We start from the raw sequence: 24,923 nt of genomic DNA on the forward strand, positions 1-24,923 counted from the left end.
ATCCGCTACGAACGCCGCGCCGACATCCACCAAGCCCTACTCAGCCTCGCCTGCGCCGTCATATGCCTCCGCAAACTCATTCTGAACTGAGTTCTTAGATGGCCGTCGGGCAGATTCCGCTGCGCGACGGTCATCCTCGAAGGGCTCTGGCGAGCACGTTGATCACGGCGAGGTCAGGGCGCGTTGCTGGCGTGGACGGTTACCGTCGTTCTCGCGCCGACTCCGCTACCAGCGGATCCAGGTCAAGCGCCTTCCATTTGCACCATCCCAGCGATTGGGCAGTCAACAGCGCTGATGCAAACGCTGAGGTGACAGGCAGCCGCCACGTGTCGCGAGCAGCGTTCAGATGAACACTCGACAGCTTCGCCGCCGCGCACGTACGCGGCAGATCCGCTACCGAGATATCGAGATCAAACGCGGTGTCCACCAGCAGAGGGGCACGGCCGCGCGGCGGCCGCCGCTCGCGACGGTTCGGCCACAACGTCGCGTACTTGTTCAAACACGGCAGCTCGGCCTGGCCACCGGCCGCGCTGCACAGCGGTTCGAGCATGCCCGCCACGTCATGACCTGTGATCACCTCGGCGTAGAGATCACATTCGGCCACGCGACGATCGAGCACCGCACTGAACTCCGCTTCTGGTCCGACGTCGCGCAGCACCTCATAGCCGAAGGTGAACTTCTCAGGACCGGCCTCCATATCGTGGGGGCGAGTCGCATCGAAGGTCGCGTATGCCAGACCGGCGCCTGATGCCGTGACCGCCAGCGCGGCCACCGTGGGCGTCTCCGGGCCGGTGGCATGGCCCGGCTGACCGAATGGTTTGGCAGGGTAGGCGAGATTGGTTACCGCGCTCACGTTTTCGCTCCCGCCCCGTGGAGCCGGTCGCCGAAGTCCTCAACGCCGCGAGCGAGTGGGATGCAATCCCACGGCAGCGGTGGGGCGCCGAACAGGACGCGGGTCACGTTGTCCACCAGGACGTCGGCGACCGCGAGGTTGGCGTCGCGGGTGCGCGCGGCCACGCCGGGCGTGTGGACGACATTGTCGCGAGCGAGGATCGGATCCCCGAGCGGGACGGGCACGTTCTGGTGGACGTCGGTGGCCCATGCCAATTCATCACGCAGTACGCGCGCACGCAGTGCATCCAGGTCGATCCCAGCACGGTTCACCGTGACCACCAGCGATCCCGGCGCGAGTCGGTTCACCAGGTCGGCGGTCAGCCGCAGCCGTGTCGAGCCGGAGGCCACCACCACGACCTCCGCGGCCTCGGCCACTTGTTCGAGGTCGATGCGTCGTACGTCGCACACGGTGAAATCAATGTCGTGTGCGTCGGGATCCACCGCGGCTACGGAGGCGCCCAGTGCGAGGCACAGGTCCGCGATGTGCATTCCGACTGAATCCAGACCCACTACCGCTACGCGCTTGCCGCGCACCGTCCCGTTAACGTAGCCGGGGTGATCGCAGTACTGCCAGGTCGGCAGCGGCCACGCCCCGGGCCCTTCCACTGCCATCTTGGCGTGCCAGGTCGGTAGCTGCCGCAGTCCGGCCATCATCAGTAGGATCGCCATTTCCGCCTGCGAATGACTGCGGCCACGTTCTCCGTCGACGTAGGGAATGCCCCTCTCCGCCAGCTGCTGAGCGACCGCTAGGCCGGCACCGCCGGTGGCGCCTGCCACCACAGCCAACCTCGACAGTGCCGCGATGTCGGCCGTGTCCGGTTCGATGCCGAGTACTACCAGGGCCGGCACTTCAGCTACGCCGGGAATATCGCGAAGACGCCGCCCGGGGGGAAGGCTTTCCCACATCACCGTGAAGTCCCGGTCGACTAAGCCACCATGCAGCCGGTCACGAAGGAATGGCCATGTCGCCGGGAGGAATCCGTCATCGACCACCAGGACATCCGGGGTGTCCGATGCCGCTTCCTGGTGCATTCGCTTCTGCATCTTTCCTACGGATGTTCCGATACGTGGTCGCGGGTTTTGGAGGCAAGTCATCGCAGCCTCCCGACCGCGGCGTAGCAGCAGATTTCGGTCGCCGGGAGTGGCTTCCATTGCAGGCATGTGACGTGGAGCCGATCGAGGTTTCTGTCCGGCCTCCACTGATCCGCGGGTACTAGGCCGGGTTCGATCAGCTCGCAGTCGGCGAGAATTCCTGCGATCTCCTCGCGGGTGCGCGGCCAGAAGCCGATGTCGTAGCGGCGGTAGATCTGTGCGGCGCGCTCGACCGCACCGGTGTCGATGTCGGCACCGATGTGGCTGAGCACCACGTACGACCCTGGCGGGGCTGCGGAAGCGACCGCGGTGATCACCGATCGGGGATCGGGCAGGAATTCCGCCACGAATCCCAGGCAGACCGTCAGCGGCCTACAGGGATTCATGACCTTGGCGATTGCGCGCACGATTGTGTCGGTGTCGGTCAGATCGGCGTACGCGAAGTCGGCGTCGGCCAGCAGGGCGTTGCCGTGCGCCGCGACCACCGGATCGTTGTCCACATAGAGCGTGCGTGCCGTTGGTATCGCCGTTCGCGCCACCTCGTGCAGGTTCGGCGGGCACGGGTATCCGGAGCCGAGCTCGACGATCTGGCTCACTCCGCGCTCGGCGGCAAGATAGCGCACCGCTCGCAGCAAGAACAGCCGCGCCGCCCGCGCGGCGACCTGGACGGGGCGTGCTTGCGCGATCAGTTCCTGCCCCGCTTCACGGTCCACCATGTAGGCGTCCTTGCCAGCGCCGAGCAGCACATCGTGGATGCGGCCGCAGTGCGCGCGGTGCGGATCCAGCGCCGGTCTCTTGTCCTGGTGCTGTCGCTTGCGATCGCTCATCCGACCTCGCCCTGCTGTTGGCGACCGGCGGAGGACAAGGATTCGACGACGCGGCGTTGCACCTGGCAGACGGGCAAGTGGTCGTGGTGCAGACGCTGCGCCTGTAGGGCTTGCTCGTGCGTCAGCGGCCCCGGGTCAGTGCAGCAGTCGTGAATGTTGCGGCGCGCGTGAGTCAGCGTCGCCGGGTCCAGGTAGCCCGGCCGCAGAGCGTCTGCCATCACCGGACCTCGATCCGGTCCGGAACGGCGTGCGGTCCGGGGCCGCTCACCGGCGCGTCGCTCGGCCAGTCCCGGATTTGTGTCCTGGTGTCCTCGAGGATGGTTGCGCTCACGAGCCCAACACCGGCCTCGCGCGGAAGCGGCTGTGCCGCTGAGATGTTGGCAGGTGGCTGGAGTCGTTGTGGCGCACCAGTACCGCGCGGCGCCCGGCCGGGGACCATGGGGCAGGTACTAGGTCCCAGGTCATGATGCCTGTGTGGTCGATCGCGAGTTTCGTTCGGCAGCGTGAGTCCGGTGGAAGCTCCAGCAGCTCCTCTTCGGCCGCCCTCAGGTTCTCCGTGGATCCGAAGAGGAGGATGTGTTCTCCGGTGTGCCGTCGCACGAGTTCGGCGATAGCTTCGCGAGTCGACAGCCGAAATGCTGTTGCCGTCTCGGCGCCTTCGGCGACCGGGAAGTCCGGGTGCAGTGCCGGATGCACGCCTGGGAACTGGTCGTAGACTTCGCGCCAGCTGCGTCCTTCGGCTGCGCCGTAATTGGCGTAGCGCCACGTTGCGACGTGCTGGACTTCGAGTCCCAACGCCTCCGCCACGGGCCGGGCTGTCTCGAGGGCACGCGCCAGCGGTGTCGAATAGACCTGCGTGATCCGATCATCGGCATGGTCGATTTCGATTCGCCTCGCCAAGCACACAGCCTGCTCGCGTCCCAGCTCGGTCAAACCCTTGCAGGTGGCTTCGCCTTGTATCTGCTGAGCCGCGTTTGACTCCGACATCGCGTGTCGAATGAAGCTCAATCGCGTGGTGACCTCGACCCCGAGGTCATCGACCTGAATGGCCGCCTTCATTTTCAGTCCTCTGCTTTTCGAAACCTGGTCGCACTGGTTGCGCCGGTCTTTTTTCTGGCGCAAGCCCCGGGTGGGGTTGCGCCTGCGCGAGTGAGCGCCAGCGATCAGTACGAGAGAATCCGGGCGAACACGGAATCGATCACCGCACCGAGCCGTCGCGTTGGGGGAGGGCTGCCAGGTGGATGCGTCGCGGTCGCGGGACTGGAGGCGCACCGTCGGTTCGGCGGCGAGGCTGAGGGCAACTACCTGCCATTACGCCTGTGATCAGTTCGTTGTAGCGCTGCCCGAACTGCACCATGGCGGGCCCTAGCGGGCACTCGCCCAGTTCCGGCGGCCATTTGTCTTGGATCGCGACCAGCATGGCGATTCTCTCGATAAATTCTCCGGCGGTGACGATATCGGAGCGGTCGTCATCGACAAGGACCACCGCTTCCGGCCGATTCCCCAGATGCCAGGTCACTTCGTCATCGAGTACGCGCCGGATGGTATCCAGGCCAGCCGATGCACCTACGAAAAGTCGATTCTGTAAATCGTCGGGCTTCGAGAAGTTGACACCCTGGAGAACGGTCATCCAGAGCGTGATGACGACTTGGACTGCGTGTTCCAGATTTGTCGCCGATTTCTGCGCCCCACTCCAAAGTGCGAGCAGCCGGTCCATGTCGGGCAGCTGCGAAATCTCTGGCCCGCCAGGTCCACCGGTTTGTTCCATGTTTTCCTCTCAGTTCAGGCGGTCGAGAGTGTTCTTTTCCGGCGGTCCGATCTTGTCGAGGCCACCTCGATCGTGATGCGGGCGAGGGTGTCGAAATCGATCCGCAGCTTTTCCTCCGGGGCATCGAGCCAGGTGCGAACACCGCTCGTGGGGCCGGGTAGCGCGATCATCGCTCCGCAACTCATGCGCACCGCGAAGTTCCTGAATAACTCGTTGTCCAAACCGGTTTCACCTGACGGTGCGGTGGCCAGGAACATCAGGTTCCCGCCCCGCGAGTACTTGATCGTTGGTGTCCGCAGACCTCGCTGCACCACCTCAGCGCGGACAAGGTCCGCCAGGGGATGCGCGATGCGGAGCCCAGTGATGGCACCGACACGCAGCATGATCTGGTCGCCGGAGATCACGTCGGCGCCGCATAGGCCATTGACGTCCCGGTATCGAGCGGCCATCCTCGCTGCTGCGGGCGCCGCCCACACCATGGTGGTCACCGGCCGATTCCGCTGGATCGATCCGAGCGATCGGCCCTTCGGCGTCTCAGCACGGTGACCAGCAATACAAGCTCGACCAGCAGCAGTGCGGTGGTGATCCAATCTCGTGGCCCGGAAGTCCTGTCGGACATTCTGTGTCTCTCCTATTGACGTTGGTGTGAAACGGAATTGATGAGTCAGGACCGCGGCCGGCGATGGGAGGCCATCTGGATGCCGACGGAATCGTGATGCATGGCAAGCGGCAGATAGTCGGGACGGCGCAGTGTCCTGCGGTGAGGTCGTAGAGCAGATCGTCGAGGCTGTCGGATAGCTGAAGAGCATGCGTCTCGACGGAGTGGAGCTCCTGACCGGTCAGGCCGGGGCCGGGGGTGTAGGTGATTGCGCACCAGGTGGAGAGCCGGTCGAGCGCCACACCAGCGGGCTCGGTGTTCCGACTCGCGTCGTCGGCCGCGGTCTGCTGTGGCGAGACTGATGTAGTGGTCGATCGGGCGGGCCAGGCGAAGCCGATGCGCGTCGATTCGGTGGAGGGCACCGGGCTCATGTGCGAGTCGGGCAGCGTGTAGGGACGCGAGTTCGCCGGCTGCGTCGAGCATCGGGTGTCGCTCGTTGAGCAGGCCCCAGGTAGTGGGTGTCAGCTTCATCGAGTGAGATACCGGTCGGGCGATCGGGCGGCCGGCGTCACGTGTCATGGCCGGTACAGCTCCCAACACGGCAGTATTGGCAAACCCGGCGTCACGTTGTTGTCGATGCGCACTACCGCCGAACCCCACCGCGTCATCTCGTATGCGAATTGCTCGGCAACAGCCGCCTCGGCCCGGTAGTGCAAAGCGGGGCATGACGCGAACTCCACCGTCAGATGCATATCCATCCCGCATCACCGCGCCCGACTCCGAGTTCGGTTACCAGCACTCGGACACCGTCGTGGGTGTGGTGTTGGTGCGTCCGGATCGGTTCGTGGCCACCGTCGCAGTGGTGTGACCACGTCAGCGCGGCTGCGCATTACGTCCAGCCATCCTTGGGTGATCGTCGCGCTCGACACCACGATCACTTCGGCCGCGAGCGTGGCGATGATGCGGGCGAGTTCCGCTCCGGTGCGTGCGACGATCGGCTTTCCTCCGAGCTTCAGCCCCTTCTGGTCCGCCAGCGCCTCCAGCGCGGCGGCTTGGGCTGGGATGTCGGTTTCGGACTGTTCGGCCCAGACGATCGCGGCCGCTGATTCGAGCGTCATCGTGCACCTCCGCCCTCGGCTGCCACCATCGGTCCTGTGAAGGTCTGGGGATCCGCATCGCTTCGACTCACGTCGGGGTCGGCTGGTGGCAGCGGCAGCTCGCACAGCGTCACCGTGCCGCCCCCCGGTGCCCGGAACCGGGCGACTTTCCCTCCGACCAGCGGGTTGCAGGTCCGCCGGAGGGCGTCGCTGACCGGGATGTCGGAGATATCGCGGGTTTCGTGTATTTCCACCACCAACATGGCGGTGCCCGGAGGGCAGAGCACACGAACAGACAGGTCCTCGGTGAGCGTGTCGACGCTGTTGGCCCATCGCCGCTCCGCCGCGCCGACCACTTCGACCATCACTGCATCGACTGCCCCGACCATGTGCCGGAGGCCTGCGCGCCCGAGCCGTTGTTCGACCGTCGCCCGTGCAAGCGCGGTTGCCGCGCCGAAGGGATTCACGCGGAACTCGGCGACCAATCCGGCCGTCGTGCCGTGCGGGTCTGAGCTGAGCGGCTGCTGGTCATCGACCCATACGATCTTGGCCCCGTGAATGGCCGAGATCATGCGATGCACAGTCTCTTTCGGTGTACCTGTTCCTTCGAGGTGCGCGGGAGAGGGAATCAATACATGGCCGCCTCCTGCTGCGTTGAGAGCGGCCAGGAGCTGCCACAATGCTGTCGTCGGCGCCGTCGCCTCCAGCAGGAGGTCCAGAGCGATGCCGCGCTCCTGCGCCACCAACTCCAGTCGGTCGGCGGCTGCCGGGTCGGACTCGGTCAGCAGCGACCAGAGGAACCGTGCTGGGCATCCGTGCTCGAAGAACAACCTCCCGTTGAGGCTGCCGCCGTACGCCGCTGCAGTTTCAGCGAGCCGCGCCTGTATGGCGGCCATCCGAGCGGGGTCGATCAGTGGAATCCGCAGGTATCCGAACACCGGCGTCATCGCAACCACCTGGTCAGCGCAACAACCACGGTCTGCACCGGCGATCGCCTTCCGTCGACCAGGTTGACGACGCGCTCCGCCAACATCAGATCCGATGGCAAATCGCCTGGGTCACAGGGCAGGTCGAGCAAGCAAACGGCCTCCCGGATCGACAGTCCGACGCACCGCAGCCACGACATAGCCTCACGCCAGATCGGGTCATCAACGGGATGTAAATCCAGTCCCTCGCCGACGACATTCGCGAATTGAACGACGCCAAGGGCTTGTGGCTGGGTGAAGGTTCGGCCGCGCAGTTGCTCGATGACCCAGCCGCCTCCGCCTACCGAGACCGCAGAGACATGCGAGCGGTCAGTGGCGATTCGGATGTCGGTGAGGGCGACAGTCATCACGCGGTCCGCCTATCGATTGAACTTCCGCATCGGCCGAGGTCTTGATCCGGGTCGGCGTACTCGATAGCCGGGGGTCTTCCGATGTGGACGCTGTCGGATTCCGTCACCAGAACAGTCACGTATGCCGCCTCACGCTGGGAGTTCTCTCCGCCGGGCCACTCCGCCGTCTCCATGGACATGGTGACCTCAGTCATATGAGCTAGTGTCCTACGAGCTACCATCAGATAGCAAGCAATCGAATGAATGTCGTTCAAAAAAAGGGAAGTCATGCAGATCGCTAGACAACGGCGTCTTCTTGCCTGCAATCATTTGAAGGTGTTCAATTGAGTGACCGGCATTTGAGCGATAGGAGACGACGCATGTCCGTCAATGTCGGCGAGGCGGTTCTGCGGCGACACATCGGACGTCGCTTGGAGGAACTGCGCGAGGCTGCTGGCCTCACGCAGAAGCAGGCTGCCGCCGCGCTGCAGAAGGGCGTCTCCACGATCGCCCGGATGGAGGACGGGAACCTCGGCATTCGGTTTCGTGACGTCGACGTCCAAGCAATCCTCGACGTCTATGAAGTCGGTCCCGATGAGCGGAAGCGGCTGCTTGCCTACACCACCGCAACACGGAACGGGAGGACCAAGCAGTGGTGGGAGAGCTTCTCGGAAGACATGCCCGAGTGGTTCAGCCTGTACGTGATCCTGGAGGACAGCGCAGCGTCCATCCGAGAGTACGAATCCGAACTAATCCCCGGACTACTGCAAACACCCGACTACATCGAACAGCTTGCACGGACACCTGCCGGGTTGCTCGATGACGCCGAAGTCCAACAGCGTGTACAGATTCGCCTCGAACGACAAGGCATTCTGACCCGATCACACGCTCCGCGCCTCGACGCGGTCCTGAACGAAGCCGTCATTCGCCGGCCGGTAGGAGAACCGGGCGTGATGTTCAACCAGCTCGATCACTTGCTGAAGGTGTCGAGCCAAGTCAACATCACCGTCCGCATCCTTCCCTACGAGTCTGGTGTCCACGGCGGCATGGCAGCCTCGGCCTTCATCCTTCTCGACTTTCCTACTGGCTCCAACGGCGAGCGCCTGGAACCACCGATCGCGTACGTCGACACGCTGACCGGGTCGATGTATCTGAACAAGCCCGACGAGTTCCGCAGCTACGAGCTCGCCTGGGATGACGTCGAGCGGAAGGCGCTCAGCGAGAAGGAGTCGCGGCAACTCATCATCTCTGCAATGGAAGGACTCCAACGATGACTACCGGCGTCTGGCGCAAAGCCACCCGCAGCAACAACAGCGGCGCCTGCGTCGAGGTCCTGGAGGGCATCAGCTCGGTGTCGATCCGGGACAGCAAATACTTGCGCGATCCGCTCAACGACCCGGACGCAGAACCGATCATCACAGTCACCAAGGACGAGTGGGCTGCGTTCGTCGATCAGATCGCTGAACGGACGTTGACACTCAGGCCAGGCCGCTTGCGAGCCATAGCAGTCGGCGACGGTACAACGCAGTTGACCTGCTCAGGTGTGATCTTGAGCTACACGCGCGCTGAATGGGATGCCTTCGTCTACGGCGTCCGCTGCGGCGAGTTCGACATCACCGCCACCGCCGTCGCATAACCACGACGGCCACCACCGCAACTCAACCAGATTGGCGGCCCACTACTGAGGTGGGCCGCCAATTTCATCCCTCCGCGCCGCACCCATTGGCAGTCCCGGGAGGCCGCTAGGCCACCCGTGCCAGCGAGGGCATCGGCTCTGTAACTGTCCACTCGATCAATCGTGCACCGGCCTGCTGGTACACCGCCTTCTTTTCCCGCTTCCGCGCCTCATACTCCGCCCGCCCCGGCAAGCCCCACACTTCGACAAACGATTCCGTGGTCCCTTCATCGGTCAGCACAAAGTCGGGGAACACCGCATCAGCGTCCGCGTCGAACATCAGCGGCTTCGTGAACGATCGCCCGGCCGCGACCAGAGCGTCCGCCATCCGCACTTCGTATGACGAATCCGCGGGCACGTACCCGCCGTTGGTTAGCATCACCGCCGCGTCCAATCCCGTGACGTACCCGCCTGGGGAGCGCTCGACGTAGAACAACACGATCTTTCGGCCCCCGACCGATCGCGCGGCCTCGGAGAATGCGCTGCGGAACGACCGCTGCATCCGCTCGTGCACCGTCGCCGACACGTAGACGTATCCCCGTGTTCGCGGCCTCTGCTGTGCCAGCTGATACCGGAATCCGTGCTTCGACTTCTCGAATTCCTTGATTTCACCGAGCACGAAGCCGCGGCGCACGTGATTTCGAGCAGCGCGCAACGAATCGATGAACCGATCGAAGCCCGCAGCGTTCGCCGCCGCCGCCTCCTCACGGAACGGAGGCACTACGTACACCACCTCACTGCCTGGGCGGCGACTGATCCTGCTGGCGTCGACCTGCTCGCTCAGCGCCGTGGCGACCTCGCTCCATCGACGAGGCTTTCTTCCCGCCTGCCATGAGGTCAGCTTCGCACCGTCCCACCAGTGATGCAGCAACCCGACCAAGCCCACGGTGCTTCGATCTACTCTCGAGGACAGCGCACTGATCAACGCCGTCTGCGGCGTATCGGAGGCGTTCGACTCCAGCGGTGCCGAGAATCGGATCCACACTTCGCCATCGATCTCCCGGATCGCCGCGGAAGAGTACTCACCACGCCCGCTCAACCGCTGATCTATGTGGTGGAAAGCGCACCGCGCATCATGCAGCGGCCCCTCCAGCGGCCATACCGCCAACGAATGCCGGCCCGCGGCCGAACACCGCGTCACCAACCGCAACGGCTCCGGCTGGCACAGGCACACCGCGCTGCGATTCGTCCGTGCCGCCGACAACAGCCGTACCCACCGATCCGGATCGCCGCGCACCTCGTCCAGCCGAATTCTGCGCTCCGCCAGTTGCACCCAGTCGACGTAGTCCATCCGGCCCCTCCGACACCCAAACCTCAGCACGTCTGAATCCACGGTATCGAGCCCAGCCGTCAAGCGGTCTAGAAGCCGGATTCTCTCGAAACGCCCCTTACGAGAGAAGCCCGGGGCTCATGAATCCGGGCGTCTGTACGGCGAAGGCAGATACTTTCTGCCGCAGATCAAATCGCGGGCCAGGCTCTCGTAGGAGACCAGAGCACGGCCGAGTTGCTGACGGTTCCTGCCCTCCGGGCCGTCGAGCACGAATCGATGGAACGAGATTGTGTACAAGTGAGCGGCGCGGCCGAAAACGGCGCCCAAGCCCTCATGGTGTTCCACGGCTGCGGCATCCGGTTTCCCCAAGACATTGCTGCATTCGAGGTCGATTTTGTGCATATGCCGCTGCGCGTCTTCCCACGCATGGGCGAATGGTTCGGCGTTCCCACCCGCCACGGTCAACAGCGGTGCCTGCTGCCCGGGGGTCCATGTCAACTCCGCAGCGTCCCAGTCAGGCTGCGCAGCGGCCATGCGCCGATGCGCTTCGACCAGGCCGGCAAGGTGCTCGAGTATCCCGCCATCGAGACCTCCGGCAGCATCCGTCCTTACCTCGGCGGTGCGTGCGAGCACTCTCATGACGGTGGCGATGTCGGGTAACGGCCCGAACCCGTTGTCCACCGAAGCCCCCTCTTGACCCCCGATTATGGATAGCGACGTGGTGCCCTGCGTTGAAGCCATTGCGCCATCAACGCTGAAATTATCTGCACGACAGGCATTTCCAGTTCAGCAAGTGACTCTAATGCCTCTTGAGGCAGTGCGCAGCCGTACCACCAGGGTGTGCTCGATGTGAGCGTCGGACCGGGCGATGGGTGAGGTAGACCTACCCGGGGTGTCCGCGGCCGTGGGCAGCACAAACGCTCGCACCCAGCCAGCGGTGTTCGACCGCCAGTCACAGGCCACCGCCGCATGCGGCCGCCGCGACACTACCTCGTCGGACTTCAAGCGGACGAAGCAGAAGACTGTGAGCTGCTACGGCTGCGCGGCGGGCACAGCGTGGGTCAGATCGGTCGGCCACGGGTAGCTTCCCGGGGCATCGGCGACGGCTTGCACGAGGGCCTTGGTCAGGTCACCGTCGACGCCGATCTCGATGATGCGAAACACGCTGACCCCACCAGCGACCAGATGGATGAGCGAGCCTTCCTCGAACTGCACAGTCGGTAGCCTAACGAACGACACCACCGAGTCGGTATTTGCTCGATATATGCTGGCTGTTGTGTCTGTGCCAGCGCCGATGCTGGCGACCGCAGGGCGGCCGCCCGATGCACCAGGCCGTTGGGCGATCGAGATGAAGTGGGACGGAATGCGCGCCATTTGCGACACCTCCCGTCGGCAGCCTGAACTCTATAGCCGCAACCGCAACAATGTCTCCGCATCGTTTCCTGAACTCCGCACCGCGCTCACGGAGGTCACTCACGGCACCGGCATGGTCCTCGACGGCGAGATCGTCGCACCTGACCTGGATACCGGGGCGCCGTCGTTCGCCCGTTTGCAGCAGCGCATGCATCTGACCCGGCCCACCGCCGAGCTGATCCGGGCCGTGCCAGTGCAGCTGTTCGTGTTCGACCTCCTCGAACTGGCCGGTGACAGCACCATGTCTCTGCCCTACATCGACCGACGCGCCCGCTTGGCCGACCTGCACCTGACCAGCCCCCGGGTACGAACCCCTCCGTACTGGACCTTCGTCCCGGTCGACACCATGCTGGACACCGCTGCCGCCCACGGTCTGGAGGGTGTAGTCAGCAAGCGCGTCGACTCCGTCTACCGGCCGGGCACGCGCTCTCGGCTGTGGCTGAAGACGACGATTCGTCAGAGCATGGAGGTGATCGTCGCCGGCTGGGTACCCAGTAGCCGCGGCGGCGAGCGTGGAGCGATCAGCTCGCTGATCCTCGGCGCGTACGACCAGGCGCAGCGTCTGGTCTATGTCGGACACGTCGGCACCGGTCTCACCGTGGCAGCGCGCCGGGATCTGCTCGAGCGGCTGACAGCGTTGGCGACGAGCGACAGCCCGTTCGACCGGCCCGCACCGTCCTGGCGGGTAGCGGCGGCGCGCTGGGTAAAACCCCACCTGGTCGGAACGGTGGAGTATCGAGAGCTTGTCGGCACCACACTCCGGCACCCGAGCTGGCGCGGGCTGCGCCGCGATGTCGCGATCCGAGATGTGCTGCTTCCACCTACTTGACCCGGCCCACCATCAATCCTCGTGGAAAGGTCACCGAGATCCTGAAAGGGGCGGTCAGGGAACCTCTGGTGTCGTCGGCACCTGCCGGAAGCGGAAGGCACCGGATCCCGCGCTGATGTGGGCATTCGCGAGGACGCTGGGATCGCGGCTGGCGTTGTTCGTTCTGCGCGCGCTTTCAGGTGACCAGGAGCTGCCACACCAGGAGCAGACACAGCGACACGACGGTGGATTTCAGGACCGCGGCTGCGGCGAAATCTATGTCGCTGTCGTAGGTTTGGGCGAAGATGAACACGTTCTGCGGCGCTGGCATGACAGTGTCAGCCGAGTGCGGCTGCCAGGCCATCCGTCGGTCCATCGAGGTATGTCGGCGTGACATGCGACAGTGAGATCGACGTGGTCGATCGAGACGTCGTGCCGAAGACGGATACGGGGAGATGGTGTGGGATACGGGATCATGGCGTACGCGGTGGATGTCGAGGTGCTGGCGGCGCCCTCCGCGCATACCGGCGACCCGCAGGCATTTTTCGACTGGATGGTGGATGTCCATCGGGCCACGACTTGCTCTGAGGCCGTCCGGACGGCGTTGCGGGAGCTGTTCTTTTCCGAGGAGCACAGCGGCAGCGACGGCGCGCCGTTCGGGTTGGCGTTGCAGATTCTGTGCGCACGGTTCGGCGGCGCGTTGAGCAACCGTTACTGGTATCCGATCAGTACCTCGTGGTTCGACAAGGTCGGCGACACTCTAGACCGTCTGCGTGTCGACTTCGATCCGCATGATCTGGCCTTCTCCGGCTCTCCGATCTCCCTGCCGGAGATCGAGGACTTCCCGGCTATCGGGCACTTCACCCGCGCCGAGCTGGAGCCGGTCGCTCACGCGTTCGCGGCCGCCGATCTGTCGGGGATCGGCGATGAGGAGATCGCCGAATCGGTGACCGAACTCCGCGGCTGGGTCCGCACGTGTGTCGATGACGACCTCGACCTGGTGAGCTTCCACTACTGATCGTGCCCAGACCGCGGGTCACGCCCACCGGGCGTCCAGGCATTCACGTCGAAATCGTCGAGCGTCAGGTGTGCGGTGAGTGGGTGCGGGACCGGAATCCTCGGTCACGGATGACGCGAGCGCCCTCGGCACGGGCTGATCTGCGCCGAGCATGCCGGATGAGATCGGTCGCGTGATCTTCACGCGGCTTATTGAGACCCTGTCGGGGCGTTGAGGGTCGACCGAACTCGCCCGTGAAACTCTGGGGCAAGGGCAGACTGGGGTGATGGCGCGCACGATTACCCCGGTGTACACCTGCGCGGTGTGCGGGAAGACGACCACCCGGCTGTTGGGTTTCATCGCGGTTCTGAAGCTTTCCGACGACGGCGAGGGTGGTGGCCAGGCGAGTCGACACGCCGCGGTGCTGGGTACCTGCGCGGCTCATCGCGACCGGATTCCCGAGCAGTTCGCCGCCCAGGCCGCTGCCCGCGGCGAGCTGATCTGGGTCCTGGACGAACCGGTTGCGTTGCGGTCCGCCGAGGTGCAGGACTGGTACGTCGAGGTGGAACGGGCCGCCGCCGAAGCACTGGCCAGCGTGGGCTACCCGATCGACAACACGTTCATCTCGGTGAACTCACCCGACGAGCTGCCCAGCACCTGCCCGCACTGCGGCGGCGAACTGTCCTGGGGCACCGGCCCGCACGTGGCCGACGCCGCCGCACGCGGCGACGCCTCCGCATGGGAATGTTTGGACTGCCGAGCCGCCGGACTCCTGCAACCGACCGAGCGGCCCGCGCACTAGCCGCAAGCCAGAACCTCGGGAAGCGCGGGGGAGTTCACTGCCCATCTTCCTGTTGATCTCGCAGTTTCCGGTCGGCTCGCTCGAGCAGAGCCCGGACATGGGCCTCGGCCGCGGCGATCTCTGCGGGGGTGGGTTCGGCGCCGTCACCACCGCGGCGGCGGGCCGCTTCCTCTGCCTGGTAGCGGACCTCGGACTCGGCCTCGGCCTCCAGCTGCCGTACCGCCTCCTCGGCCCGCGCGGCAGCGGCCTCGTCCGGGTGCTCACGTTCCCAGACGACCGCAGCCCGCACGCCCTGCTTCAGCAGCCGATGCAGGCAGGCCGTGGCGATCCACTCCGACAGGTTCTCCCCGGCCGCCTCCTGCACATGAGCGAACAGGGCATCGTCCATCGAAATCTCTGCTGTTGCCATGCCCGACAACGATATGCCCTCTTGCCGGTCGGAGACACGCCGATGATCGAAGTCCTCCTCAGTCAGAACCGAACCCGCGTCAGCACTGGACACGACGTCGAACATTCACATCCATCGGTGCCCGGCGTCACCCATGACACCGATCATCACGTGAACCTATGAGCACAGTCCCACGAGCCGGGCTCGCGAAGCGAGTTCAGTTCCAATCGAGCTGGTGTTCCGGGACCCCGACTGCTCGGCCATGAGCCGCCGCGAGGGAACGTGCTTCGGTGTCGTCGGGAGCGTATCGGAACACACGTCCCGCGAAGACCACGAAGGTCTTCTCCGCAGTATGGAAGTCGACATACCAGGGGCCCGGCTGGAGTGCAGCGGCGAACGTTGCGGCTAGCCGTTCGGCAGCTGCGTCGGCGGCCCCGAACTCGACCAGTGTCCAGATGCCCGGCTGCCCCGGGCCCGGGGAAGCGGGCCGAATCCGTGTGATGGCGTCCACGGTTATGTCCAGATTCGGCAAAGCGGCATCAGGACGGATACTTTCGATGATGAACACGCCACGCAGGCGGCCGTGGGCAACGTCGACCACGTCACTCAGAATGCCCGAACCCACACCAGATCCGGCCGAACAGCCGCACCGGTTCCGGCTCAGTTCGATCATGGCCGACGAGGACGCCGTGGCCGAACAACGGTGTCGGCCTCGAGCAGCTGCCTCGGTCGGGCCGGGCAGATCCGCGATGGGGAAATCCCGCGCGAGGGTGTAGGTGGGCACGATCGAGCCAGGCGCCGGCCCGGGAGGATTGCCCCGGGCCGGTGTCGTCGAAGTCGATCTTTGCTCCACCGGCGCGGCAGTGTCGCCGAGCGGCGGGGTGAGATCAGGCCACGCCTGCGCCGCTGTCGGTGTCGGGATCAGCGGTGCTCGGGAATGTCAGTGCTCGTGCACTGCGTTCGATGGGCGCCAGGTCCTTGAGTGTGGCGTCGGCCCCGCGCAGTTCTGCCATTTTCCGGGCGCTGGGAAGTACGCGGCCCTCGAAGGAGCCGACTGTCTTGTTGAAGTTCTCGACAGCCTTCCCCAGGCTGTTGCCCGTAGCGTTGAGGTGTTCGACCATTGTGGCGATCCGCTTGTACAACTCGCCGCCGAGTTGCGCTATCTGCTCGGCGTTCTCGGCAAGCGACTGTCGCTGCCACATGTACGCGACCGTGCGCAGCGACATCAGCAGATTCGTCGGGGTGGCGATGATGATCTTGCTGGCGATCGCGTAATCCCACAGCCCGCGGTCGTGGTCCAGGGCTGCGTGCAGGAAGGCGTCGGAGGGCAGGAACATCACCACGAATTCCGGGGTGCATGCGAACTGCGACCAGTACTGTTTGGCCGCGAGCTGTTCGACGTGGCGGCGGACATTGCGTGCATGAGCGGCCACACGCTCCTGGCAGGCAGCCTCGTCGTCAGCTTCCTGCGCCTCCAGGAACGCGCCGCACGGCGCTTTCGCATCCACGACGATCGTCTTGCCGCCGCCGAGGTTGATCACCATGTCCGGACGCGCATTCTTGGTGTCGTCGTCGGTGACGACATGCACTTGCTGCTCGAAGGTGACGTGCTCGACCATGCCGGCGGCTTCCACGATGGTGCGCAGTTGAAGCTCCCCCCACTTCCCGCGGACTCCCGGCTTGCGCAGCGCGTTGACCAGTTGCTCGGTCTCCTTGCGGATTCGCTCGTTGGTGTGATTCACCATCTTCACCTGTTCGGCAACCGCCGCGAACGCGCCGACACCGCTTTCGTGGAATGTCTGCACTTTGGTAGAGAGCTTGTCGAGCGCGTGGTGCAGCGGTGTGACCATGGCTTCGATCGCGCTCTTGCGTTGATCCATCTCCCCGGCCGTGGCCTTCGCGCGGTGATCGGTCATTTCGGTGAACCGCGCGATCAGCTGTGAACCGGACTGCTGCAAGACCTCCCCGGCCATCTGCCGAACGGTGTGCTGCATCTCCTCCTGAGCGCCGCGCAGCAGGCCCAACTGTTCGGCGAACCGCTGCCGCTCGCCATCCAGCTGGGCTTGCAGGCCACCCTGCACAGCGGCGGCCTCCTGAAGCTGCTGCTGCAACGCCTGGGCCTGCGCCACTGCGGCGTCGCGTTCGCTACGAGCCCGCTCAGCCTGCTGGTGTTCTTGGCGGGCACGTTCCTCGGCACCGTTGGCGCGGCCGCGCGAAACCATGTATCCGGCACCCGCTGCCAGCGCGGCGACGATGACAACGACGATAATGAAAGCAATCGAACTGATCACGCCAAACCCTCCATAGATCAGATGATTTCGGGCACCGGCTTGCCACACATTGCCGGTTGAGGTGACGCAGACGATCGACCAGAACTCGGGGGTGTCGATCGGCGCAGAGCATGCCACACCCCACCGACAACAACACCGGCCAAGCTCGCTTCGCGTCGGCTGCGGAGAGGCCGGGTGGACAGCGCGGTGTTCGGTGAACACCCGCCAGGAGTTCAGATACCGGTCTCGAAATCGTTGAGCGTCAGGCGTGCGGTGAGTGCGTCGAAGCGGTCGAGCAGGTCGTCGAGTTCGTCGAGGATCGGCTGGGTGCGCCAGCGAGCCGCGACGCCGCGCGCATAGTAGTCGGGGTCGAGATCACCGGCGGGCGTTGAACCATGTTGTCGCAGTAGGTGTTCGGTGGTGATGGCCGCGATGGTCTCGGCGGTCAGTGGGTCGAGTTCGTCGACATATCCGGTGGCCAGGCCGCGGTCGTCGAAGTCGGTCAGGAAAGGCAGCGCGCCGTAGACCGGGGGCAAGACGGGGCTGGGGTCGGCCTCGGTGGTCGAGGTGAGGATGCGTTCCATCTCGAGGTGTCCTGTGGCCTTGGGCGCGTGAGCGAGGACGGCGATCCAGCGCCGAAACACCCGGACCGGGCAGCTTGCGGGAAGCCCGGTGGCGGGCAGTTCGACCAGCGGCTGTGGGCCGATCGTCACCGCGGTGTCGGTGACCGTGACCTCGCGTTGGGTCAGGGCGGCGATCTGCCGCCAGGACAGCCCGGAGGTGGCCAGCAGGAGGATGACCGCGTCGCGGCGGCCGTGCAGGCCGTCGGTCCAGCCGGTGACCGGCAGCTGAGGCAGCAGCGCGGCGGCGCGGTCGCGGGCGGCGTCGAGCCGGGCGCCGCGGCCGGGGTTCAGGGCCCGCCGGACGGCTTCGGCCTCACCCGGGGCGGGGTGGCCGGCGCGCTGGTGTGCGGTGTTGATGGCGGTGACGCGGCCGCGCTGGGTCGCGGGAGTGCCGGGGTGCTCGGCGAGGTAGGCCAGCACCGTGGCGGCATTGGCCGGGAGCGCGGTGTGGTCGGCAGCGGCCGCCCAGCGGGCGAACTGTCGCCATTCCCGGGCGTGTTCGCGCCCGAGTCCGGCAACGAGAGTGGTCAGATGCGGCGATTGCGACAGTGGGGGAGTGCTCGGTGATTCGCGGCTCGGTCGGGTCATCGCGCGCGAGCTTCGGCTGGAGACGACGAGGCGGCCGCACACAGGGCGGAACTGCCGATCGCTGCCACCAGCCGGGTGCAAACGCGGCCGCACGATCGCGTGATCACGGTGTGGGCTCTCCTGTCTCGGCGACGGCCGGAATTGGTGAGGGGTTGTCAGCGTCGACGGCTGCGAGGGGTCGGTCCTGGCGTGGTTGGGTGATTCCGTTCAGTTCCCACAGGGTCTGGGGCTGGTTGTGGAGTCGGTCTTCCGGAAGTTCAGCGGAGGCGACGAAGAAGTAGGGGTCGTGGGTGGGCACGAAATTAACCTTCAGCCCGGCAGCTTCACCAGCGTCCAACGCGGCAATAACCGACGCCGAGTCCACCGGGGAAGCGGCGTGATGGAACACCCACACCGGCCCGAGCGGCAGGACCCGTCCCCCGAGGGACACCGTGTAGTTCTCGTGTACGACGACTACCGGAACTTCTGCTTCTGCGAGGGTGTCTCGAAGCTGGGGGGAATTCTCACCTGACAAGGTGAGGGTCACGACTTCGGCCTGTGGTGCTGCCACGATGCCACCGTCGATGAGGATGCGCGCGACGCGGATCTCGATGCGATCGCGTGCCGAGATCGAGTCGGGGAGGGCGAAGTACTGTCCGCAGTGCTGTTGCACGATGTCGAGATCGGCCGCGAACTCCTCGAGGATCAGATCGTCGCTGACGGTCTCGTTGTCGCCATTTTTCAACACCGACAGCAAGAAGTTGCCTTCGATGAAGACCTCGACCTTGTGCGCGGTGCGCAGCTGGCGCACCAACCCGAGAACGTCGAGGACAACCCGCGGCCGCGCTTGGTGGATATTGTGCGAGACCTGCGCGGTGGGCGGAATCTCCTGCTTTTCAGGTGATTCGGGGAACATGATTCGCACCGTGAGGCGGTCATCGTAGAACGTCGCTTCCAAGGCGTATCCGTCTGTCCCGATTCCGAGGTGGGTGATGCGGCCTTCATGGGCTGACACGATGGTGCCGTCCTCGTCGGAGAAGCGCAGCTCCATCAGGCGCCCGACACCCGGCGCTGCCTTGCCGACGTCGATGACCACGTCGCCCGAGTCGAACTGGCGCGCGACGTGCTCAGGACCGGTGACGTCGATACCCTTCACGTTCTCGGGCGGCAGCGCCACCCGCTCGCCCGTGCCGAACTTGACTTTCCGCTGGAACTGCTCGTGCAACTGGGTGTGCTGCGGCCCGAACTGCGCGCGGACGGTGATGTGCACCGGGTTCACGATGTGAGCGCGCGAATGCTGTGGCCGCAGAACCTGGGTCACGGTGTCGCCGACCCGGTGGAAGTCGTAAGTCCAGTCCAGATCGACCGAATCGGCCAGCTTTCCGAGGTTGCCGACGCGGGTAGCCAGGTCGTCGGGACCGAGGAGATTGTCGATCTCACGGTTCATGATCTTCGCGTTCTCGAACAGCTCGGTGGTGGTGTTGCGTTGCGCCCACCGGTCGACTTCGGGGAAGTCGACGAGCAGGTCGTCCAGACCTGTCCGATCGATCACGCGCCGACGGGGAGTATCTGCCCCCTTGCCGAGACCGTCGACGAACTTCCGCTCGATCGGAGTCAGATTGTTCGGCACCACCAGAACCCATTCATAGGGCTTCTCCTCGAGCATCTTGTTGTAGGAGCGCCTGATCTGCTCTCGCCGCGATTTCGCGAAACCACCGCTGAAGCCCTCGGGGAAGTACTTGAGCTGGAAGATGCGCAGACGATCTCCCTGTCGTACTTCCAGGTCGATGCCGCCGTCACCGCCGCGGCCGTTCACCGGGATCACGAGTGCGTTGGAGTAGCGGCGGGTGATCAGTACTTCGACGATCCGGTCGAATCGCTGCTGGCCGATCTGGTCCCAGTCGATGCTCACCGCGAGCAGTTCCTTTCATGCCTGGCGCTGAGCTGGACCGTGCTCCGGCTTCCGCGCGATGGTCTAGCAGTTACATATATTGCGAGTCAGCTGGTGTCACAGGCCGGTGTCCACGTCGGCGGAGCGTTGGGCGCGGCGGCGGTCGTAGAGCAGGGCGGTTTCGACGCGCTTGTGGCGGGTCAAGGCCATGACCTCCGCGACGGTGGCGCCGGTGTCCCACAGGTGTGTGGCCACGCCCGCGCGGGGGCTGTGGCCGCGCAGCGGCTCGACGCCGGCCGCGGCGGAGCGGTCTGCGAGGATGCGGCCGACGGAACGGTCCGACAGCGCGGTGTCGAAGTGCGGGAGACCACCGTGGGACACCGGCCGGAACACCGGCGCGTCAGCGGCCCGGTGCGGCGCGGGCCAGGGCCCGGCGCAGCGGTGCTCGTGCGGGTCGCTGGTGTCGCGGCGGAGGTGTCGTTGCACGGCGATGGACGCGGCGTCGGTGACCGCGTCCTCGTCGATGCGGTTGGCCGCGCGCAGGCGTCGTCGGGTGGTGATCACGGCGTCGTCGGCGACGGCGAGCACGGCCAGCCACCGCTGCAGTGCACACCACGGGCACCACAGAGCATCGCCGCTACCACGCTTCAAGTACAGGTATTCGACGTCGGTTTGGCTGGTCTTGCTGCCCCGCAACCGGATTCGCAGCCGCTGATCGTTGTCCGGCCCGTCGACGACGGTCAGGTCGCCCAGGCTCAGTCCGACGGCTTCGCTGCGGCGCAGCGCGGCGGCGTACAGCACGACGGTCAGCGCGATATCGCGGCGCGCGGCGACAGCCTGGCGCCACGTGCGGGCCTCGGTGTGGGCGGTGGTCACCACGGCCTGGATGACCGGCAGGGTCGCCGCGGGCGCCTGGCGAGCGGTCTTGCCGCCCTTGGTGCGGGTGCGGCGGATCCCGCGCATGACTCGGCGTACGAAGGTGTCGGCCGTGGGATCGGGCAGCCGGGCCTCGGTGTGGAAATGGCCGATCGCGGAACGCGCCACCACCAGCGTGGACACCGCGGCGGGCCCGTCGGGGTCGTCGGCGGCCGCGGCGAGGTAGGCCGCGACGGTGCGCGGGTCGGCGGGCAGCGCGGTGTACCCGTTCGACTCACACCAGACGACGAAGCGCTGCCATGCCGAGGCATAGGCGCGGACGGTGTTCTCGGCATCGGCGGCCGCGGCGTACGCGTCGGCGGCCGCGGCGTAGGCATCGACCGCGGCCGTGGGGGATCCGTCTTCTGCGGGGTCGGCGGTGACCAGCCGCAGCATTGGGCCGAGATCGCCTACGGCCGCGCCGCGCCCGGACGCTGTCCGGGTGCCCTCAGCGGGCGGGATGGACGGGTCGAGCGGAGTCGCGGTCACGGCGCGTCGGGGGCGGGCCGGGTCCGGCGGTAGCCGAGCAGTGCCTCGAACACGACGGCGGCGTCGAGGACTTCCCCGCGTCCGTCGCCCCAATCGATCGTGCCGCGCTCGGGGGCGCCGGTGACGGCGAACTCGTCGACGTACTCGTCATCGGCCCCGTCGGCGGGGACCATCGCCACCAGCGGCAACTCCGGCGGGAACGCCGCGAGGGCGTCGCGGAACTGCCCCACGGTCCAGGGGCGGGCGGTATCGGTTTCGCCGCGCTCAGCGGTCATGAGGCATCACCCTCCGGTGGTCGGCGATCAGGAGGTTCTGGAGTGTGGGGAGCACAGCGCGCTCGGAGTGGGTCATGACGTGCGGTCTCGCGTTGCGGCAGTGTCCAATTCGGTGGCGGTATCGCGGAACCAGGCGCTGGTCTGCGGGCAACCGGCCTGCACGTCGGCGCGGCCGCCACGCATGCCGTAGAGGTCGTAGGCCCACCGGCGCAGAACGCTGTCGCGGGTTTCATCGCACTCGGCCAGGATCTCGCGGTCGTCGAGTAGCAGTGCGACGGCGAGGACTTCGCCGGTGCTCCAGGTGTATCGGTAGTTGTCCCAGCCGTGCGCGCGCACCGTGCGGGCGCGGGAACGCAGGTCGGTGCGCCGCGCGGCGCGCGCCTCGTCGGTGGGTGGGGCCAGCGGGTCGGGGAAACCCTCCTCGCGCAGGACGCGCAGCGGCTCGGGGACGGACGGGTCGCCGGACAGGGGCATGTCGGTCAGCTCCTCGCGTCGATGGTCGGCTCGCCGTCGGCGTCGAGCCCGCGGTCGGCCAGCAGTTCGTGCACCGCGTCCTCGTGGGCGCGGCGGCGTGCGAGATAGGCGGCGCTGTCGGTGATTTCGACGTCCTCTGCTAGGCCCAGCGCGCGCACCACGGCGGCGAGGACCGCGCGGGCGTGCGCGTGCCCGAGGTCCGACAGCGCGCCGTGCAGGTTGATCGGAGTGACGTGGGCGATGCTGAGGGCCAGCCGCAGCAGCCGGTGCTGCGCGCCGCCGAGCGTGCCGATCTTCTGGACGTCGGCCAGCGCGGGCCAGTCGATCCAGGCGGCGCGCACGTCGCGGCCGTTGCGGTCGGGCACGGTTTCGATCTGTACGTGCGCGCGGACGTCGCGGCGGTCGAGCAGGCCCGCGAAGTCCAGCAGGCCGATCGCGGCGGCGTCGAAGTCGTTGCCTCTCAACACGGCCCCGGCATCGAGCCAGCCGCGCAGCTCCTCGGTGGAGGTGATCGTCATCAGGCGCGGCCCTCGGCGAGGCACAGCGCGTGCAGCGGGGACGCGCTGGGGTTGCGCAACGGCAGGTGCCGGGGCCGCGCGGCGCGGGACATCCGCGCAGTGAGCGTCGGATCGTGGGGTACAGGGACGGTTGTGGGGTCGGTCATGCTGATCTCCAAGTGCCGGTGGTGGGTCAGTACGGGTGGTAGTGCGCCGATTGGGAGTACAGCAGCCGGTAGCACGGTTCGGCGGCCGCGGCCGGGAGGCGGGCGTCGGGTTGCAGCCATTGATCGGCGATCTTGCGCCAGCCCTCGGCGCCGTGACGGTCGTCGGCGTAAGAGGAGACGATGCGGGCGAGGTTTTCGGCGAGTTCGGTGTACCGGTCCTGCGCGCTGGTCCACCGGCGCAGCACCGCCGCGATCCGATCCCGCGCCTCCACGTGCACCCGGCGGGTGTTCGGGCCGGTGCGCCGCATGGCGGCGACGTCACCGCTGCCGGTGCGCGGGAACAGGTTCAACTCGCTGCCGAAGATCCACAGTTCGCTCAGCAGCTCCGACTCCCAGGAGCCGGGCCGCCCGGCTATCAGGGTGCGCTCGGCGTAGGCGGCGGTCGCGGCGGGGTCGGCATCCCACGGCCCGAACCGGGTGCGTGCCTCGTAATGGATCATCTCGACCGCGGAGGCGAGCGAGGCCACGGCCTTGCGGCCAGCCAGCTCGAACGCGGCGCGCAGTTCGGCGGCGTCGGCGTCGGTGCAGGGCTCGACCGGGCGGATCGGGCCGTGCTCGGCGGCGATGTCGGCCAGGCGCGCGACGACGACACGATCGGTGACCGCGGCGGTCGGGTCGAAGGACCGGTACGCCTGGGTGGTCTCGTCCTGCACGATCCAGCCGACATTGCGGGCGTCGACGATCCGATACGGCGGGCGTGCTTCAGTGGGTGTCACCGGGTTCGGGGCGGGCGTGGTCGGGTCACTCATGCCGGATCGCCCTCCCGCTGCTGGCGGTTGTTCGCGGTGACGGCGGCGGCCAGGCGCTCGCGCACCGCGGCGAGTTCGGCGAGGGCGGCGTCGAGGTCGGAGAGGGCGCGCTCACCCCGCGCGGGTGCGGCCTTCTTCGGTCAGGGTGGCCCAGTCACCGCGCGCGGCCCAGGCACCCAACTGCATCCCGACCGCGCTCGCGGAGAACGCGGCCCGCTCGAGGGCGTGAGCGATATCCAGGCGCTCGCGGTACTCCGGACGGTCGCGTAGCGCGTGGAGCGCCCGCTCGGTCGCTTCCTCGTCGGCGCGGCGGCGCCGGTCGGCGGCGATCTGGTCGCGATCGGTGCTCACGCGGGATCGTCCTTCGCGGTTCGCAGGCGCGGGAAGTCTGTATCGCGGTCGCGGCCGATCGGTGGCAGGTCGGTGGCACGCTGGGGCACGACCTTCCGAGCCCGGTCCGCGGCCGGCGTACCGGTCGCCGGGGAATCGTCACTGTGACGATCAACGGGAGCTGATGTCATGTACCACATCTCGTCGCCGACGAAGTTGGCCTGGGAGTCGGAGTCGACGATGAGGAGTGGGGGCGGCAGTTCCCCGGGCACGGCGCCGTCGGGCGCGCTCGGGTGTCGATCGGTCACGGTCGGGTCCCCCTGACATGGTGGCGGAGCAGCGGATTCGTCCCAGCGTAGCGGTGACCGCCGACGCATCCGGCCCGGTCACCGGGTGAATCGTAACCCAAAAGTGGGCACGAGCAGGGCATTTGAGCAATTGACGTCCGTTAATCCGCATTATCGGACGTCAACCTGAAGCTTTTCCCGGAAGTGGGCACCAAGAGTGAAATAGATCTATTGTCGGTTTCCGAAGTCGGCTTCAGTGATGTTCGAAGTCATGTTCAGGGTGCGAGTTCCCGCGAGATTGTCAGTGGTTTGAACTGGGGTTTTCTCAGTACATGTCAGTAGATTTTCCCGCTTGATGTCAGTGGGTCGATCGCGACGACCTGGC

Annotated in this window: 32 protein-coding genes; 5 read left to right on the forward strand and 27 right to left on the reverse strand. The window is 66.3% G+C overall.

Annotation, left to right across the window (positions count from 1 at the left end; all coding sequences use genetic code 11):
- Positions 1-199: 199 nt before the first annotated feature.
- The 10 genes from ACWEO7_RS31430 to ACWEO7_RS31475 form a co-directional block, all read right to left on the reverse strand.
- A complete protein-coding gene (locus ACWEO7_RS31430) occupies positions 200-853 on the reverse strand; it encodes a hypothetical protein (RefSeq protein ID WP_452428600.1) in 654 nt (217 codons plus the stop codon).
- Positions 850-1,938: an NAD(P)-dependent oxidoreductase gene (locus ACWEO7_RS31435; RefSeq protein WP_452428602.1), complete on the reverse strand. Its 1,089-nt coding sequence runs from the start codon at positions 1,936-1,938 to the stop codon at positions 850-852. The genes ACWEO7_RS31430 and ACWEO7_RS31435 overlap by 4 nt, the downstream gene beginning before the upstream one ends.
- A 47-nt stretch (positions 1,939-1,985) precedes the next feature.
- The gene (locus ACWEO7_RS31440) at positions 1,986-2,813 is read right to left on the reverse strand and encodes an SAM-dependent methyltransferase (RefSeq protein ID WP_452428603.1); all 828 of its coding nucleotides are present in this window, start codon (positions 2,811-2,813) and stop codon (positions 1,986-1,988) included.
- Complete coding sequence (locus ACWEO7_RS31445; protein ID WP_452428604.1) at positions 2,810-3,031, reverse strand: hypothetical protein; 222 nt, start codon at positions 3,029-3,031, stop codon at positions 2,810-2,812. Before ACWEO7_RS31445 ends, ACWEO7_RS31440 begins: the two co-directional genes overlap by 4 nt.
- 109 nt (positions 3,032-3,140) lie before the next feature.
- Positions 3,141-3,872, reverse strand: a complete 732-nt coding sequence (locus ACWEO7_RS31450) for a histidine phosphatase family protein (RefSeq protein ID WP_452428605.1) — start codon at positions 3,870-3,872, stop codon at positions 3,141-3,143.
- A 139-nt stretch (positions 3,873-4,011) separates the two neighbouring features.
- Positions 4,012-4,581 (reverse strand): hypothetical protein, encoded by a 570-nt coding sequence (locus ACWEO7_RS31455; protein WP_452428607.1) that lies wholly within the window; start codon positions 4,579-4,581, stop codon positions 4,012-4,014.
- A 14-nt stretch (positions 4,582-4,595) separates the two neighbouring features.
- Positions 4,596-5,069 (reverse strand): hypothetical protein, encoded by a 474-nt coding sequence (locus ACWEO7_RS31460; protein ID WP_452428609.1) that lies wholly within the window; start codon positions 5,067-5,069, stop codon positions 4,596-4,598.
- A gap of 874 nt (positions 5,070-5,943) precedes the next feature.
- Positions 5,944-6,297 carry a hypothetical protein gene (locus ACWEO7_RS31465; protein ID WP_452428611.1) on the reverse strand — a complete coding sequence of 118 codons (354 nt, stop codon included), beginning with the start codon at positions 6,295-6,297 and terminating at the stop codon, positions 5,944-5,946.
- Positions 6,294-7,223, reverse strand: coding sequence for a hypothetical protein (locus ACWEO7_RS31470; protein ID WP_452428613.1), 930 nt, complete (start codon positions 7,221-7,223; stop codon positions 6,294-6,296). Before ACWEO7_RS31470 ends, ACWEO7_RS31465 begins: the two co-directional genes overlap by 4 nt.
- The gene (locus ACWEO7_RS31475) at positions 7,220-7,609 is read right to left on the reverse strand and encodes a hypothetical protein (protein ID WP_452428615.1); all 390 of its coding nucleotides are present in this window, start codon (positions 7,607-7,609) and stop codon (positions 7,220-7,222) included. Before ACWEO7_RS31475 ends, ACWEO7_RS31470 begins: the two co-directional genes overlap by 4 nt.
- Positions 7,610-7,971: 362 nt before the next feature.
- Here ACWEO7_RS31475 and ACWEO7_RS31480 point away from each other — a divergent pair, with 362 nt between their 5' ends.
- Together ACWEO7_RS31480 and ACWEO7_RS31485 are read left to right on the forward strand one after the other, a co-directional pair.
- The gene (locus ACWEO7_RS31480; RefSeq protein ID WP_452428617.1) at positions 7,972-8,865 is read left to right on the forward strand and encodes a helix-turn-helix domain-containing protein; all 894 of its coding nucleotides are present in this window, start codon (positions 7,972-7,974) and stop codon (positions 8,863-8,865) included.
- Positions 8,862-9,227, forward strand: a complete 366-nt coding sequence (locus ACWEO7_RS31485) for a DUF397 domain-containing protein (RefSeq protein WP_452428618.1) — start codon at positions 8,862-8,864, stop codon at positions 9,225-9,227. The genes ACWEO7_RS31480 and ACWEO7_RS31485 overlap by 4 nt, the downstream gene beginning before the upstream one ends.
- 106 nt (positions 9,228-9,333) lie before the next feature.
- On the opposite strand, the gene ACWEO7_RS31490 is transcribed toward ACWEO7_RS31485, so the two are convergent.
- The 3 genes from ACWEO7_RS31490 to ACWEO7_RS31500 form a co-directional block, all read right to left on the reverse strand.
- Entirely contained in the window at positions 9,334-10,557 is a 1,224-nt protein-coding gene (locus ACWEO7_RS31490; protein ID WP_452428620.1) for a DUF1173 family protein, read from the reverse strand.
- A gap of 117 nt (positions 10,558-10,674) precedes the next feature.
- A complete protein-coding gene (locus tag ACWEO7_RS31495) occupies positions 10,675-11,217 on the reverse strand; it encodes a hypothetical protein (protein ID WP_452428622.1) in 543 nt (180 codons plus the stop codon).
- Between the two features lie 351 nt (positions 11,218-11,568).
- A complete protein-coding gene (locus ACWEO7_RS31500) occupies positions 11,569-11,751 on the reverse strand; it encodes a hypothetical protein (RefSeq protein WP_452428624.1) in 183 nt (60 codons plus the stop codon).
- Between ACWEO7_RS31500 and ACWEO7_RS31505 the strand changes: the two genes are divergently transcribed.
- The gene (locus tag ACWEO7_RS31505; protein ID WP_452428625.1) at positions 11,726-12,778 is read left to right on the forward strand and encodes an ATP-dependent DNA ligase; all 1,053 of its coding nucleotides are present in this window, start codon (positions 11,726-11,728) and stop codon (positions 12,776-12,778) included. The two genes, ACWEO7_RS31500 and ACWEO7_RS31505, sit on opposite strands and share 26 nt — an antisense overlap.
- Before the next feature lie 175 nt (positions 12,779-12,953).
- Here ACWEO7_RS31505 and ACWEO7_RS31510 read toward each other — a convergent pair whose 3' ends face one another.
- Complete coding sequence (locus ACWEO7_RS31510) at positions 12,954-13,088, reverse strand: hypothetical protein (RefSeq protein ID WP_452428627.1); 135 nt, start codon at positions 13,086-13,088, stop codon at positions 12,954-12,956.
- A gap of 129 nt (positions 13,089-13,217) precedes the next feature.
- Here ACWEO7_RS31510 and ACWEO7_RS31515 point away from each other — a divergent pair, with 129 nt between their 5' ends.
- Positions 13,218-13,775, forward strand: coding sequence for a DUF7691 family protein (locus ACWEO7_RS31515; protein ID WP_452428629.1), 558 nt, complete (start codon positions 13,218-13,220; stop codon positions 13,773-13,775).
- A 265-nt stretch (positions 13,776-14,040) separates the two neighbouring features.
- Complete coding sequence (locus ACWEO7_RS31520; protein WP_452428631.1) at positions 14,041-14,556, forward strand: hypothetical protein; 516 nt, start codon at positions 14,041-14,043, stop codon at positions 14,554-14,556.
- Positions 14,557-14,590: 34 nt separating this feature from the next.
- Here ACWEO7_RS31520 and ACWEO7_RS31525 read toward each other — a convergent pair whose 3' ends face one another.
- The 13 genes from ACWEO7_RS31525 to ACWEO7_RS31585 all read right to left on the reverse strand — a co-directional run bounded on the left by ACWEO7_RS31525 (position 14,591) and on the right by ACWEO7_RS31585 (position 24,559).
- Positions 14,591-14,965: a hypothetical protein gene (locus ACWEO7_RS31525; RefSeq protein WP_452428633.1), complete on the reverse strand. Its 375-nt coding sequence runs from the start codon at positions 14,963-14,965 to the stop codon at positions 14,591-14,593.
- Between the two features lie 196 nt (positions 14,966-15,161).
- Positions 15,162-15,545, reverse strand: coding sequence for a hypothetical protein (locus ACWEO7_RS31530; protein WP_452428635.1), 384 nt, complete (start codon positions 15,543-15,545; stop codon positions 15,162-15,164).
- Between the two features lie 286 nt (positions 15,546-15,831).
- On the reverse strand, positions 15,832-17,352 hold the full coding sequence (locus ACWEO7_RS31535; protein WP_452428637.1) for a DNA recombination protein RmuC: 1,521 nt from the start codon (positions 17,350-17,352) through the stop codon (positions 15,832-15,834).
- A gap of 95 nt (positions 17,353-17,447) precedes the next feature.
- The gene (locus ACWEO7_RS31540) at positions 17,448-18,425 is read right to left on the reverse strand and encodes a hypothetical protein (RefSeq protein ID WP_452428639.1); all 978 of its coding nucleotides are present in this window, start codon (positions 18,423-18,425) and stop codon (positions 17,448-17,450) included.
- A 103-nt stretch (positions 18,426-18,528) separates the two neighbouring features.
- Entirely contained in the window at positions 18,529-20,316 is a 1,788-nt protein-coding gene (locus ACWEO7_RS31545; protein ID WP_452428640.1) for a hypothetical protein, read from the reverse strand.
- Positions 20,317-20,412: 96 nt separating this feature from the next.
- Positions 20,413-21,699, reverse strand: coding sequence for a hypothetical protein (locus tag ACWEO7_RS31550; protein ID WP_452428642.1), 1,287 nt, complete (start codon positions 21,697-21,699; stop codon positions 20,413-20,415).
- The gene (locus ACWEO7_RS31555) at positions 21,696-21,974 is read right to left on the reverse strand and encodes a hypothetical protein (protein ID WP_452428644.1); all 279 of its coding nucleotides are present in this window, start codon (positions 21,972-21,974) and stop codon (positions 21,696-21,698) included. The genes ACWEO7_RS31550 and ACWEO7_RS31555 overlap by 4 nt, the downstream gene beginning before the upstream one ends.
- Positions 21,975-22,046: 72 nt before the next feature.
- Positions 22,047-22,448 carry a hypothetical protein gene (locus ACWEO7_RS31560; RefSeq protein ID WP_452428645.1) on the reverse strand — a complete coding sequence of 134 codons (402 nt, stop codon included), beginning with the start codon at positions 22,446-22,448 and terminating at the stop codon, positions 22,047-22,049.
- A gap of 5 nt (positions 22,449-22,453) precedes the next feature.
- A complete protein-coding gene (locus ACWEO7_RS31565; protein WP_452428647.1) occupies positions 22,454-22,966 on the reverse strand; it encodes a hypothetical protein in 513 nt (170 codons plus the stop codon).
- Positions 22,966-23,112 (reverse strand): hypothetical protein, encoded by a 147-nt coding sequence (locus ACWEO7_RS31570; RefSeq protein WP_280246691.1) that lies wholly within the window; start codon positions 23,110-23,112, stop codon positions 22,966-22,968. Before ACWEO7_RS31570 ends, ACWEO7_RS31565 begins: the two co-directional genes overlap by 1 nt.
- Positions 23,113-23,138: 26 nt before the next feature.
- Positions 23,139-23,921: a hypothetical protein gene (locus ACWEO7_RS31575; RefSeq protein WP_452428649.1), complete on the reverse strand. Its 783-nt coding sequence runs from the start codon at positions 23,919-23,921 to the stop codon at positions 23,139-23,141.
- A gap of 111 nt (positions 23,922-24,032) precedes the next feature.
- Positions 24,033-24,272, reverse strand: coding sequence for a hypothetical protein (locus tag ACWEO7_RS31580; protein WP_452428651.1), 240 nt, complete (start codon positions 24,270-24,272; stop codon positions 24,033-24,035).
- Positions 24,269-24,559, reverse strand: coding sequence for a hypothetical protein (locus ACWEO7_RS31585; protein ID WP_452428653.1), 291 nt, complete (start codon positions 24,557-24,559; stop codon positions 24,269-24,271). Before ACWEO7_RS31585 ends, ACWEO7_RS31580 begins: the two co-directional genes overlap by 4 nt.
- Positions 24,560-24,923 lie beyond the last annotated feature (364 nt).

Source organism: Nocardia sp. NPDC004260 (assembly GCF_053603155.1).

Bases quoted from the DNA above. Each gene is read 5' to 3' on its own strand.
- ACWEO7_RS31505 (WP_452428625.1), top strand. From the start codon at position 11,726: ATGAGCGAGCCTTCCTCGAACTGCACAGTCGGTAGCCTAACGAACGAC.
- ACWEO7_RS31465 (WP_452428611.1), bottom strand. From the start codon at position 6,297: ATGACGCTCGAATCAGCGGCCGCGATCGTCTGGGCCGAACAGTCCGAA.
- ACWEO7_RS31485 (WP_452428618.1), top strand. From the start codon at position 8,862: ATGACTACCGGCGTCTGGCGCAAAGCCACCCGCAGCAACAACAGCGGC.
- ACWEO7_RS31445 (WP_452428604.1), bottom strand. From the start codon at position 3,031: ATGGCAGACGCTCTGCGGCCGGGCTACCTGGACCCGGCGACGCTGACT.
- ACWEO7_RS31455 (WP_452428607.1), bottom strand. From the start codon at position 4,581: ATGGAACAAACCGGTGGACCTGGCGGGCCAGAGATTTCGCAGCTGCCC.
- ACWEO7_RS31570 (WP_280246691.1), bottom strand. From the start codon at position 23,112: ATGACCGACCCCACAACCGTCCCTGTACCCCACGATCCGACGCTCACT.
- ACWEO7_RS31560 (WP_452428645.1), bottom strand. From the start codon at position 22,448: ATGCCCCTGTCCGGCGACCCGTCCGTCCCCGAGCCGCTGCGCGTCCTG.
- ACWEO7_RS31470 (WP_452428613.1), bottom strand. From the start codon at position 7,223: ATGACGCCGGTGTTCGGATACCTGCGGATTCCACTGATCGACCCCGCT.
- ACWEO7_RS31480 (WP_452428617.1), top strand. From the start codon at position 7,972: ATGTCCGTCAATGTCGGCGAGGCGGTTCTGCGGCGACACATCGGACGT.
- ACWEO7_RS31525 (WP_452428633.1), bottom strand. From the start codon at position 14,965: ATGGCAACAGCAGAGATTTCGATGGACGATGCCCTGTTCGCTCATGTG.
- ACWEO7_RS31450 (WP_452428605.1), bottom strand. From the start codon at position 3,872: ATGAAGGCGGCCATTCAGGTCGATGACCTCGGGGTCGAGGTCACCACG.
- ACWEO7_RS31475 (WP_452428615.1), bottom strand. From the start codon at position 7,609: ATGACTGTCGCCCTCACCGACATCCGAATCGCCACTGACCGCTCGCAT.
- ACWEO7_RS31440 (WP_452428603.1), bottom strand. From the start codon at position 2,813: ATGAGCGATCGCAAGCGACAGCACCAGGACAAGAGACCGGCGCTGGAT.
- ACWEO7_RS31565 (WP_452428647.1), bottom strand. From the start codon at position 22,966: ATGACGATCACCTCCACCGAGGAGCTGCGCGGCTGGCTCGATGCCGGG.
- ACWEO7_RS31540 (WP_452428639.1), bottom strand. From the start codon at position 18,425: ATGACCCGACCGAGCCGCGAATCACCGAGCACTCCCCCACTGTCGCAA.
- ACWEO7_RS31435 (WP_452428602.1), bottom strand. From the start codon at position 1,938: ATGCAGAAGCGAATGCACCAGGAAGCGGCATCGGACACCCCGGATGTC.
- ACWEO7_RS31520 (WP_452428631.1), top strand. From the start codon at position 14,041: ATGGCGCGCACGATTACCCCGGTGTACACCTGCGCGGTGTGCGGGAAG.
- ACWEO7_RS31575 (WP_452428649.1), bottom strand. From the start codon at position 23,921: ATGAGTGACCCGACCACGCCCGCCCCGAACCCGGTGACACCCACTGAA.
- ACWEO7_RS31510 (WP_452428627.1), bottom strand. From the start codon at position 13,088: ATGCCAGCGCCGCAGAACGTGTTCATCTTCGCCCAAACCTACGACAGC.
- ACWEO7_RS31490 (WP_452428620.1), bottom strand. From the start codon at position 10,557: ATGGACTACGTCGACTGGGTGCAACTGGCGGAGCGCAGAATTCGGCTG.
- ACWEO7_RS31555 (WP_452428644.1), bottom strand. From the start codon at position 21,974: ATGACCGCTGAGCGCGGCGAAACCGATACCGCCCGCCCCTGGACCGTG.